Below are 13,468 nucleotides of genomic sequence, written 5' to 3'. Positions count from 1 at the left end.
AAATTACATTTTATGTTGATTCATCTTTTTTTTAATTTATTTTAATTTAAATGAGGATATTGCTTCTATTTGAATCAATGATTGAATTTTGTTTAATTGTAGTGTTTTTGGTGTTTTTCATAGATATATCTTTTTTGTTGTAGTATTTTTAAGTATTATCTTTTTTATGGTTATATTATTTATTAATTTAAATATATTTAACGAAATATTTGGTGATTTTAAGAAAGTTTCACATATTTGTAATCAATAAAAAAATAATCAATTTAAATATGAAGAAATTAACGACTAGTGTTTTAGTGGTAGTTCTTTCCTCAACATTTGCTTTAGCAAGTGCACAGAAAAGGGATACTGTTAAAACGACAGAGATTGGTGAGGTTATTATGACCGGGGCCATGAACAGAAAAATGAAGCTGGATGCTCAGACTTCAACAGCTGCTGTTATTAGTAAAGAAAAGCTGACACAGGCTGGAGCTCCCAATGCTATTGCGGCTCTGGCAAGTAAAGTTCCGGGACTTACTATCAATAAAACAAGCAGTAGTGTTGACGGTACATATGATATCAAAATCAGAGGTTCGAGAACATTAACCGGAAGTACTGCGCCATTGATCGTTATTGACGGTGTAATTTCTTCTATGACTATTTTTCAGTCATTACCTTCTGATGCGATTGAATCTGTTACAACTCTATTGGGTCTTCAGGGCGCTGCTCTATATGGATCTCAGGGTGTAAATGGTGCGATTATCATCACCACTAAAAAAGGAAGTGGCTCAAGAAAACCAAGAGTTAGTTTTAACAGCAATGTGGAATTCGATAATGTGCTTTTTACCCCTAAAAGACAACAAAAATATGGTCAAGGTTGGTATGGAGACAGAATCCACGTCGAAAATGGTTCTTGGGGACCTGCGTTTACTGATCCTGCGTATGCTGGGCATAATGTAGCGATTGGTGTACCTTTTTATGATGTAAACGGCGATGGAATTATTTCTGTGAATCCAGATGGGGATGTTCCTGCTGCAGACGCAGCGGCATCTGTTTTTGCTCCGTTTGCTGCAAGAAGCAAGGATAACGCCAAGGAATTTTTTAACACGGGATTGAATTTAAATAACACACTAAGTATAACTGGAGGAAGTGAAGGTGCATATGCGGGATTGACAATTAACCGTCAGGATAGAGAATTCATCGTTGCTGAGGATAAATTGAAGAAAACCTCTGTTACGTTGAACGGAGGCTTTAAAATGGATAAATTTACTTTAGATGGATCGGTGACCTATATTAACAGCTCTGTGAATACAACGGATCCTGCTTTATATAGAAATCTTCTTCAGTCGTCTCCTGAAATCCCAATTACGGAATTCAGAAACAGTCCGAATCCGTTTGCGTGGACCTTATTTTACCAGAATCCATACTGGACTATTAGAAATATAAGAAACACTACAAAAACGGATATTTTAAACGGAACAATTTCATTAGGGTATAAATTTAATGACCATATTTCCATTACGAATAATGGAACAGCCCAAATCACTTCGACGGATATACTGAACTATAACAACGGATATGTTCCATCGACTGCAACGCCAAGAATTGTATCCGCTCCTAGTCCTATTACATCGACATTTTTGCAGTCTAACGCAGTCAATAGGTATTACTATAACGACTTAATGGCGAATTTTAATTATGACTTTACAAAAGATATCAACTTTAAATTAACATTGGGATATAACGTTCAGCGAACAGAATTGAAAACCACCAGTGTAGGAGGTAATGGTATCAAGATTCCTGGGATTTATCAGTACTGGAATCTTACGAATCTGACTAATCCATATAGATTGAATAACAGAAGGTTTATTGATAATAGATATGCCTATTTTGCGAATTTAGATCTATCATACAAAGATTATTTATATGTGAATGGGACAGCACGATATGAAAATTCATCTAAGCTGCTTCATTCTGATAAGAGCCAGCCAAGTGATTCTGGATACTTCTATTATTCAGGTGGGGTGTCCTTTATGCCTTTGAAAGCCTTCAATATTGAAAGTAATACTATAAGCAGATTTGTAATCAAGGGATCTCATACCAGAGTAGGGAATGATCCGGTAAATGTTTTCGCAATCGAAGATACAGTTGTTTTAGGTACAGGTTATCCGTTTGGTACAGGTCCTTTAAGTTTTACGAACAATCAGACTCCTACCGATACCAATATTAGACCTGAAAAAGTAACCAGTAATGATATCAGCTTAGGTTTAGGATTCTTAAAAAACAGAATTACCTTAGATGCCAGTGTTTATCTTCAGACGACAAAGGATTTGATCACTAACCAGACTACATCATCTGCCTCAGGATTAAGATTTACTCCGGTTAATATCGGTGATATCCGTAATAAAGGAATGGAGATAAGTTTGGGGTTGGTACCTATTAAAGGCACTGATTTTTCATGGGACTTAAATCTGGCATGGTCCATCAACAGAACCAAAGTAATTGAGCTCGCTAACGGACAGGATGAGGTCAATCTTACTACGGGAGGTATTGCCGGGATTTTTGCAGTTAAAGGAGAGGAGTTTCCAATGTTGAAAGGTACGGCGTACATGAGAGATGAGCAGGGCAGAATTATCATCAACCCTGACAATGGAAATCCTTATATCAGCAATAAATATGTTAACTTTGGTAGAGTGACACCTAATTATACCTTAGCATTAAATACGAATTTTAAATATAAGAATTTTGGTTTCTATGCGGTTCTAGATTACAGAAACGGAGGTAAATTATACTCAGGAGCTATGAGTGGATTGGCATTCAGCGGAAACTTAGAACAGTCTGCAGAATATGACAGAACTCAAGGTGGTTATGTTATTCCAAATTCTGTGTATATGAATTCTGCAGGGCAATATGTTGAAAATACATCCATAAAATCCGGAGGAAATGATTATACAGGTTTGCCGGATTATTACGGAAAGGTGTATGGAGGGATTGCGGAAAACTTTGTGATAAGCGGTACAGCATTCAGAGTTAGAGAATTAGGAGTATCTTATGCCTTAGGTGCGGATATGGCAAGATCAATCGGGCTTTCAGGATTAAGTTTCAGCGTGTATGCAAGAAACCCATTCTATAAGTTTGCAAAAGACAATAAAGGCTATTCTGATCCTGAAGGATCGTTTGGAACAGGCAATATAGTTGGTCTTACAAATAATAACCAATATCCATCAACTAGAACGGTAGGTTTTACCACCACTATTAATTTTTAAATAAATCATAATGAAAAAGATATTAATACCAATTTTAGGAATGACCACGCTGCTGTTTTTTAACTCATGCAGTGACGATTTCTTAGATGTTAATCAAAATGTGAATGAAGCTTATACCAATCAGGTAAGTCCTAAGGATAGGTTGTCAGCTGCTGAGTCTATCGTATTCAGAACGCAGGGCAATACCATGAATAGATTTGGTAACCTGATGATGAATGCATGGGCAGGAAATATTTATTACTTTGCTTCTCCATATGGTGATGAATTCAGAATGGCTGCAGATGCACAGTTTTATGATAATATTTGGGATAACCTTTATCTGGGAGTAAGTAATCTACAGGCAGTTATTGATGCTCCTGGTGCTGAAAATTACCCACATCATGTTGCAGCAGCAAAAGTGATGAAAGCTTACTATATGCAGATGATTGTTGATCTTTATAATGATGTTCCTTATTCTGAAGCATTCAAAGGGCAGGCTAATAAGAACCCCAAATATGATAAAGGTAAGGATGTGTATAAGGGACTGATGGCTGAGTTGAATCAGGCACTTGCTTTGATTCAGCAAACACCTGTGGCTACTAACAGAATAGGATATGCAACAGAAGATCCTATTTTCTCTGCTAGTAATACTGTAACAGGTGTTGCTGCTACAGATTTGGCAAATTGGAAAACATTTTGGACAAAGATGGCCAATACGGTAAAGCTGAAAATGCTTGTGAGACTCTCTAAATGTACTGACTCAGAAGTTACAACATGGAGAAATGCGGAACTTCAAGCTATGAGTTCGCTTACTAATAATCCACTTAACTTTATTGATAAAGATGTTAAGATCAATCCAGGCTACGTTACTTCTACAGCGGATCAAAGGAACCCGTTCTATAGTACTTTCGGAAGAATTGACTTAGATGCGCAAGATGTAGGTCAGGATTTCAGGATTACAGTAGCATCGGACCACATAGTTAAGACCTTAAAAGGAGAAACAGCAGAAACATTCGGCGTTGAAGATCATAGGATTAGTAGATTATTTAAGGCTAATGGGATGGGTGATGATTCTAATGATGATTTGGAAAATATGAAAGGACAGGTTCAAGGAGGTACTAAAGAAACCGGAGCTAAAGAAACAGATTTTGCAACCTTGGGTGAATTTATGATCTATAGTACAAGTGGGGCTACTACTGCGGGGTTAGTACTAACATTGTCTGAAGTTAAGTTTTTACAGGCTGAAGCTGCAGTTGTATATCCTACCACTATGTTATTCAATGCTGAAACTAGTTTCAACAGTGGGATTACTGAATCATATAAAACATTCGGTTCTTCTCCAGCAGATGCTGGTACTTATCTAACAGATATAGCAACGAAGCCAGGTGTGGGCTGGGCTGCTACAGCTAACAAGATCCAGGCGATTCAGTATCAAAAGTGGATTGCGTTGACGAATATTAACCCAACGGAGACGTACATCAGCTATACGAAAACCGGATATCCTCAGTTGCCGATGCCTATAGGTTCTTATTATCCAACAAGACCTAAAAGATTAATGTATCCGCAATCTGAGTATGTTTCTAATAGTGCCAATGTGCCGAATCCAAGTGTTAACGATATGTACAATATCAACGCTTATTCTCCATTCTGGTTAAAATAAAGACGACAAATTTTTTAATATATTTTATACCGCCTTCGGGCGGTTTTTTTTGTTTTATGGTTTTTGTGTGACGTTTTAGGGAATAAAAATGATATAAAGGAGAAGTTTCAATAATTACTCATTTATTGATTTTTAGCTACTATCTATTTGATTACCATTTTGTTTTGGATATTTGTTGTGGTTTTTGTGAATTTAAGGGTTGTCAGAAAAAAAGTAACAACTAACCTTTTTGTTTTGTTTAATATTCATTGAATGATACTTCGTATTAAATTATTTTATTTGAATTGGTTTAATTAGTTTACGAGTGCTGTTTATTTTACTATTTCTTTGCGTCTTTAGTAAATTTTTGCAAAATTGGACACAGATAATTTATTATAGATTGATATGAAGAAATTAACAGCAAGTGTACTTTTCCTTGTTTTGTCTTCATCCCTAGCTGTGCTCAGGAGGTGAAGAATGATACGGTTAGGACAAAAGAAATTGAAGGAGTTGTTGTAACAGCTCTCGGAATTAAAAGAGAAAAAAAATCTTTGGGCTACGCATCTCAAGAAATAAAAGCGAGCGCACTTTCAGATGGAACAACGAATACCGGAAATATCGCATCTCAATTGTCGGGTAAAGTAGCAGGGCTTAATGTTACTACGAGTAACAATTTTGGTGGTTCATCAAACTTACTGATAAGAGGAATTAAGTCTCTTAGCGGTGGAAATCCACTAATTGTTATTGACGGTTCACCAGTAAATAATACGTATACACAGGAAAAAAATGTAGATTACGGAAATGCATTGTCTGACATCAATCAGGAAGATATTGAATCAATTAATGTTTTAAAGGGTGCAGCTGCATCAGCTTTGTATGGGGAAAGAGGGCTAAATGGTGTAATTGTTATTACAACTAAAAATGGAAAAGGAAAAGAGGATGGATCCTGGGGGGTAACATTTTCTTCGTCAATGCAGGTTGGGTTTATTGATAAATCTACATTTCCTGAATATCAGACAAGATATGGGGCTGGTTATTCTCAAAAATTTGGAACTCAGGCAGCAGATGGTGTAAATAATACAAACTTTGGTGCTGATGCATCTTGGGGACCAAAATTTGATCCTAATTTGTTAGTTTATCAATGGGATTCATTCGATCCAACTTCTCCAAATTACAGAAAAGCTACACCTTGGGTTGCTGCTAAAAATGGACCGATTGAATTTTTCGAGAACCCTACTACGTTTACAAATACTATAACTTTGGAAAAGGGGCAAAAAGGGAAAAATATCAGTTTTACTTATGACAATATGATGTCCGATGGATTGATGCCAAATTCACATATTAATAAAAATAACTTTTCTTTAAAGATCAATTATGATCTGACGCCAAAGTTACATTCTTCTTTCTATTCTACGATGACTTTGCAGGAAACTAAAGGCAGAAGTATTACAGGATATTCTGATAATACAGTGACTGGTTTTAGACAGTGGTGGCAGGCTAATGTAGATGTTAATGATCTGGAAAGAGCTTACTTTGCTAATGTTAATCCTGATATTGCCAGTGCTACTAATAATTATGGAAATGTGACATGGAGTAGAAAATCAGCTGGTGATGGAAGGCCTGCATATTGGAATAATCCATATTTCCAGGCGTACCAAAACTATACCTCAGATAAAAGATATAGAAACTTCACCTATGCGCAAGTGACTTATGATTTACTAGATAATATAAGTGTTACTGGAAAAGTTTCTTATGACAGATCAAACCTTATCGCTGAAAACAGATTGGCTGTTGGGTCATTGCCACAAAATTTTGGACAATCAAATAATTCGATTTCCTCTGGTTATGCTAGACGTGAGGTATTAAGAAGTGAAACTAATTATGATTTGATGGCGAATTATAAATTTAACATTACAGATAATATTAATGTTTCTGGAGTGTTAGGAGGAAATATACGTAGGAATTATTTTAATTCTGCTTATGCTTCAACAGAGGGAGGGTTGATTGTTGCTGGAATTTATGCCTTATCAAATTCTAGGAAATCACCTTTAGCATCAGATGAAAATGAATTTACAACACAAACTAACTCAGGATATGTCACTGCATCGTTAGACTTTTATAAAATGTTTTATTTAGATGGAACATGGAGAGTGGATCAAAGTTCTACTTTACCAGCTGGAAATAATGTTTATAACTATCCTTCAATAACTGGGGCTGTAATTATGTCTGAAATTTTAAATACAAAAAATTGGATGAATTTCTGGAAATTACGAGCGAATTATGCTGAGGTTGGTGGTACTGCTGATCCTTATCAGCTCGCTAATAATTACAGGTCTGCTGGTATTTTGTCAGGAGTTGGGATATATAATTCAATTTTAAATCAATCCAATCCGAATCTGAAACCTCAGAGATCTAAAGAATTTGAAATAGGAACTGAAGCTCATTTTCTAAAAGATAGAATAACAGTAGATTTTGCCTATTATAAAACAAAGACAGTTGATCAGATTATTACTCTTCCTGTTTCTTCAGGAACAGGATATATTGGAAAAGTTATAAATGCAGGGAGGATTGATAACACTGGATATGAAGTGCAATTAGGCTTAGTGCCTATAAAATCCAAAGATTTTACATTGAATATTGATGTTAATTGGTCAACAAATAAAAACCAGGTAGTAAGCTTGTATCCGGGAATTACTAATCTTTTACTTAATAGTTTTCAAGGTGGTGTTTCTTTGAATGCAAGAGTGGGAGAAGCTTGGGGAACTTTGGTTGGATCAGATTATACCTATCTGAACGGTGAAAAAGTTATTAACCCAAATACAGGTAAGTATTTGCAGAATAGTAATCAAATCCTTGGAAATACAACACCTGATTGGATTGGTGGTATCAGAAATAGTATCAAGTATAAGGGGTTCTCTTTAAGCTTCTTAATTGATATGCGTAAAGGGGGAGATATATTTTCAACCGATATGTATTACGGATTATCGTCTGGTTTGTATAAAGAAACTGCCATAGGAGATTATAGAGATAAAAATGTTGTTCTTCAAGGTGTTCTTCCAAATGGATTACCCAATACGATTGCACTGTCACAGTTTGATAATGGACATTCTACCGGATATAAGACGCAACCTCCCGGAGAGTTTATTTATGATGGTTCTTTTGTTAAGCTAAGAGAGGCGAGTATTGGATATATGCTTCCTAAATCTGTATTAGCGGGTACTAAGATCTATGATGCTAAAATTTCGATTGTGGGTAGAAATTTGTGGATAATTCATAAAAATTTACCATATGCAGATCCAGAGGCTGTAGTAGGTGGAGGGCTTAATTCTTATGGTTGGTCTATTGGTTCGATGCCTACTACAAGAGATCTGGGAGTTAATGTAACGTTTAAATTCTAAGTTGTAAAAAATGAAAAATATTTTAAAAATAAGTCTGGTATCTGCATGTATAGCTTTGAGCTTAAGTTCATGCCAAAGTGATTTAACTTCTCTTAATAATGACCCTAAGCACCCATCTGTTTTGCCGTCTGAGAATTTATTGGCCACAGCTTTATACCAGTCTTCATATTATATGGATAGTCCAAGTGTTAATTTTAACAATTATAGATTTTTTACACAGCAATGGGCTGAAACTCAATATCCAGATGAAACTCAATATAACTTGATTACTCGAAATCAACCTAGAAATCATTTTAATAGAATGTATGTTTATAGTATTAATAATATTAAGCAGGCAAAAGCTAATTTAAAAAATGAAGTTGAAACCGAAGATATTCGAATAAATAAATTAGCAACGTTAGAAATTGAAGAAATTTTTATCTGGGAAAATATAGTTGATACGTATGGAGATGTTCCTTACTCTGAAGCCTTTAAACCTGATGAGATTTTAAACCCCAAATATGATGATGCGAAAACTATTTACGTGGATTTAATTAAAAGAATCAATGATGTTATTGCAACTATAGATCCAGCTGTTAATGGATATTCAGGTGACTTAATTTATTCAGGTGACATGAAAAAGTGGATAAAATTTGCTAACTCTGTTAAATTAAGATTGGGTATAAATTTAGCCGATGTCGATCCCGCATTATCAAAGGCCACTGTTGAATCAGCAGTTTTGGGAGGAGTTATTTCTTCTGATATAGAGGCTTATAAATTTAAGTATGACGGAAATACATTTTCAAACCCTGTTTTTGACAATCTTGTTGCTTCTAATAGAAATGATTTTCTTCCCACCGAATTAGTTATTAATACTATGAGTAGCTTGTCAGATCCAAGAATGGAAATATGGTTCTCTAAAGTGGGTGGTGTTTATAAAGGTGGTGTTTTTGGAGATCTAAATGACCCATATACTAATTTTTCACAATTAACGTCTTATTTTAGGTCTCCAACAGCAGCCTCTAATTTATTGAGTTACACGGAAGTGGCTTTTCTAAAAGCGGAAGCTGCTGCCAGAGGATATTCAGTTGGGGGTACTGCTGCAGAACTTTATGCAGCGGCTGTCACAGCATCAATGCAAGAGAATGGAGTAAGTCCTGCCGATACGGCAAGTTATTTAGCCGCTAACCCCTATAATGAAATTGATTGGAAACAGTCTATTGGGGTTCAGGCATGGATAGCGATGTTTAATAAAGGGTTTGCTTGCTGGAACTTTACAAGACGTTTAGATAATCCTGTTCTTGTAAATCCTCCCAAGTCTAACTTATCATCAGTGCCTTACAGAATGCCATATTCAGACCAGGAATATGTTTTAAATGGCGTAAATGTGAATGCAGCAGCCAGTAAAATAGGAGGTGATAAAGCAACTACAAAATTATTCTGGGATATATTTTAGAAAAGTGGTTTTAATATTTTAACATTTATAGTAAGTTACCTTTGGGTAGTGGGTCGGAAGAATTTTTCTTCCGACCTTTTTTGTATTGAAGTTGAGCTTTTTTTTCGTTATAGATTAATTCTTACATGTTAGAGATTATAAGTGGTGCTTCTAGTATAATAGTCATTCGTTAGGTTAGGTGTTCTTAGAATTAAAATACTTTATTGGCTTCTTACAAGATTTTTTTGGTATAACAAAAAATAGGGGGTAGCTGTACGTTGAGAAATTTTCAAAGTAGGTTCTGATTCTTGTATGAAGCTTATATGTTTGAAGTGTTCAGGTCTGTATGATAAATTTTAAAATATATTCTAATTCAAATAAGCTTTATCAAATCTGCTCCTGTACAATTATCGAAAATTTTGGCTCAGTATATTGCTGTTTTAATACTACTTTCTTTAGAGGTTTTTCTGTTCTTTAATCTAATAACTCATCTAAAATGAATAAAAAAAATAATATGCATAGCATTGTTTTGTTTTGTATGCATATCTTAATTTATCATAAATAAGTGAATAATTCTTTTGAGTATCAGTGTTTTACAGTTGTTTTCGTTAATATTTCTTATAGAAATTATCAATTAAAAGCATTTGTGTTTTTCAAAATAAAAATATTATTAAAATACGCTGGTTTTGTTAAAATTATTTATTTTAACATTATTTAGTAATTTTTTACATTAAATTATTGAAAATTGTTAAATATTTAATATTTTTTTTAGATTTTACTTTGTGATTTTAATAAAGTTTTACAAATTTGTACAGTCACAAAATTAAAATTTGATATGAAGAAACTAACAGCAAGTCTGCTTGTTTTGGTATTGTCTTCCTCGATTGTTGTCGCCCACGCCCAGCAAAAGAACGATACGATCCAAACAAAAGAAATTGAAGGCGTAGTGGTAACTGCACTCGGAATCAAAAGAGAGAAAAAATCTTTGGGATATGCATCCGAGGAAGTAAAAGCTGCAGAGTTGACCGGTGGGACTACTAATACAGGGAACGTGGCATCACTTCTTTCCGGTAAAGTGGCAGGATTACAGGTTAATACAAATAATAACTTTGGAGGATCTGCCAACCTTTTGATCAGAGGGTATAAATCTCTGTCAGGGGGATCGCCACTTATTGTTATTGATGGATCGCCAGTTAATAATAATACAGTTGCAGGATCTACATTTGATTACGGTAACTTTCTTTCAGATATTAACCAGGAGGATATAGAATCTATTAACGTTCTAAAAGGGGCTGCAGCATCTGCATTGTATGGAGAAAGAGGTAGCGACGGGGTCATCCTGATTGTTACTAAAAGTGGTAGAGGCAATAATGACGGCAGTTGGGGAGTTACTTTATCCTCAGGAATAACAGCTGGATTTATTGATAAATCTACTTTCCCTAAATATCAGACAAAATATGGTGCAGGATATACAGGTGGTTTTAACAGTCAGCTTTCTCCTGACGGTTATAACTATGCGAATTTCCTTGATGATGCTTCTTATGGCCCTGCCTATAATTCAAATCTTCTAGTATATCAGTGGGATTCATTTGATCCTTCTTCTCCCAACTATGGTAAACCCAGACCTTGGGTGGCTGCTAAAAATGGGCCGATAGAGTTTTTTGAAACTCCGATGACTTACGTGAATACACTAACTCTCGAAAAGGGAACAAAGACATCCAATCTCTCTTTGTCCTATTCCAATATGCTTTCTAACGGGCTACTGCCTAACTCGGAACTTCGAAAAAATACCATATCTGCCAAGTTTAGCCATGATTTTACTGATAAACTACATGCTTCGGTTTTTACAACCTTAACATTACAGGATACTAAAGGGCGAAATGAAACAGGCTATTCTGATAATATCGTGTCCGGTTTCAGACAATGGTGGCAGACCAATGTTGATGTCCTTGCATTAAGAGATGCGTACATGAATAATGGGAACTCTAATTTTTCATGGAACAGAACTTCAGCTGCTGATCCGACACCTCAGTTTTGGAACAATCCTTATTTTCAAAGATATCAAAACTATCAGTCGGATAACAGAACCAGAGTGTTTAGTTATGCTCAGCTGAAATATGATGTGTCCAAAAATTTTGGGATCACAGGTAAGTTATCCTATGACGATTTACAGATGGTTATAGAAGAAAGATTGATGAATGGATCTTTGCCACAGGTATTTGGAGCTTCCGGACTTAATGCAACTTCAGGATATTCAAGGACCAATGTGAAAAATACCGAAATGAATTTTGATCTATTTGCCAATTATAAGATAGACATCACACCGGATTTGAATGTAAGTGGTATTGCCGGAGGAAATGTTAGAAGAAATCTGGTTGATAATGTTTTTGCAACTACAGAAGGTGGACTATCCAAGCCTGGATTGTTTGCCATATCCAACTCAGTGAGGTCTATTCTTCCTCCTGATGAAACGTATGCAAAATCGCTTACGTCCAGTTTGTATGCAACGGCTTCTTTTGGATTTAAAAACATGTTGTATGTTGATGGTACTTATAGAGTAGACAGAAGTTCAAACCTCCCAAAAGAAAACAATACCTATGATTATTACTCCGTAACAGGGTCCCTGATTTTATCAGAATTTGTAAAACAACCTTGGCTAAGCTTCTGGAAAGTGAGAGGGAATTATGCAGAAGTAGGATCATCTACCACTAATTACAGACTTGTAAATACTTTCAAAGCAAGAGGAGAGGGACTGTTTGATCAGCCTTTTTTCCTGGCCAATCCAAATTTGAGACCTCAGAGATCTAAAGAAACAGAATTTGGTATGGAAGCCCAGTTCTTTAAAAACAGATTAGGTTTTGATGTTGCGATCTACAAAACAAGAACGTTTGATCAGATTATCAACTTACCTGTTTCACCAGCTACGGGTTATAGAACCTTTTTGGTGAATGCGGGACAGATTGATAATAAAGGGATAGAAGTACAGTTAAACGGAACACCGGTTAAAACAGATAAATTTACCTGGGATATCAATGTAAACTGGTCTAAAAACGAAAATGAAGTAATTTCATTAAACGGAAATTCAACGAACTATTTATTGGCGAGTTATCAGAATAATGTATCTATGAATGCAAGAGTTGGAGAAGCTTTTGGAGCGATAGTAGGTTCTGATTATGTATATGATGCCAATGGACAGAAAGTGATTAACGCGACTACAGGAAGATATCTGAAAAATAATAATCAGGTGATCGGTAATGTTACGCCTGACTGGGTAGGGGGTGTAAGAAACAGCTTCCGTTATAAAGAATTTTCACTAAGCTTTCTTATTGATGTGAAGCAAGGGGGAGATGTATTTTCTCCGGATATGGGATATGGAATTTCAACAGGACTTTATCAGGAAACTGCAGATTATAGAGAAAGTGGGGTTGTGTACCCAGGAGTGAATCCTAACGGTAATATCAATACCACACCTACGAGCCAACCGAATATTAGTGGTCGTGTCGACGGGTATAATGCAATGCCTAATATCCGATTTGTATATGACGCGTCTTACGTTAAATTAAGAGAAGCCAGCATAGGATATACTTTACCTAAATCAGTATTAGCTAGTACCTCTATCCGCGATGCTAAAATTTCATTAGTGGGAAGAAACCTATGGATTATCCATAAAAATCTTCCGTATGCAGATCCTGAAACAGGAACAGGAAATGGCCTGGCAGCGAAAGGCCAGTCGATAGGGTCTCTGCCTACGACTCGTGATATTGGGATAGATATAACTTTTAAATTCTAAAAA

Annotated in this window: 5 protein-coding genes; all 5 read left to right on the top strand. The window is 35.6% G+C overall.

The features are described from left to right. The first annotated feature begins 269 nt into the window (after positions 1-269). The 5 genes from IW16_RS21215 to IW16_RS21195 all read left to right on the top strand — a co-directional run bounded on the left by IW16_RS21215 (position 270) and on the right by IW16_RS21195 (position 13,465). On the top strand, positions 270-3,245 hold the full coding sequence (locus IW16_RS21215) for a SusC/RagA family TonB-linked outer membrane protein (RefSeq protein ID WP_034749339.1): 2,976 nt from the start codon (positions 270-272) through the stop codon (positions 3,243-3,245). 10 nt (positions 3,246-3,255) lie between these two features. After that, positions 3,256-4,884 carry a SusD/RagB family nutrient-binding outer membrane lipoprotein gene (locus IW16_RS21210; RefSeq protein ID WP_034749336.1) on the top strand — a complete coding sequence of 543 codons (1,629 nt, stop codon included), beginning with the start codon at positions 3,256-3,258 and terminating at the stop codon, positions 4,882-4,884. Positions 4,885-5,333: 449 nt separating this feature from the next. Continuing rightward, positions 5,334-8,261 carry a SusC/RagA family TonB-linked outer membrane protein gene (locus IW16_RS21205; protein WP_228376974.1) on the top strand — a complete coding sequence of 976 codons (2,928 nt, stop codon included), beginning with the start codon at positions 5,334-5,336 and terminating at the stop codon, positions 8,259-8,261. 10 nt (positions 8,262-8,271) lie between these two features. After that, complete coding sequence (locus IW16_RS21200; RefSeq protein ID WP_034749333.1) at positions 8,272-9,696, top strand: SusD/RagB family nutrient-binding outer membrane lipoprotein; 1,425 nt, start codon at positions 8,272-8,274, stop codon at positions 9,694-9,696. Positions 9,697-10,510: 814 nt separating this feature from the next. Further along, positions 10,511-13,465 carry a SusC/RagA family TonB-linked outer membrane protein gene (locus IW16_RS21195; RefSeq protein WP_034749328.1) on the top strand — a complete coding sequence of 985 codons (2,955 nt, stop codon included), beginning with the start codon at positions 10,511-10,513 and terminating at the stop codon, positions 13,463-13,465. Positions 13,466-13,468 lie beyond the last annotated feature (3 nt).

The sequence above is a fragment of the Chryseobacterium vrystaatense genome (assembly GCF_000737765.1).
In the GTDB taxonomy this organism is placed as follows: Bacteria; Bacteroidota; Bacteroidia; order Flavobacteriales; family Weeksellaceae; genus Chryseobacterium; species Chryseobacterium vrystaatense.
Note: the sequence above shows the minus strand (reverse complement) of the source record. Positions and strands in the feature narration are given on the sequence as shown.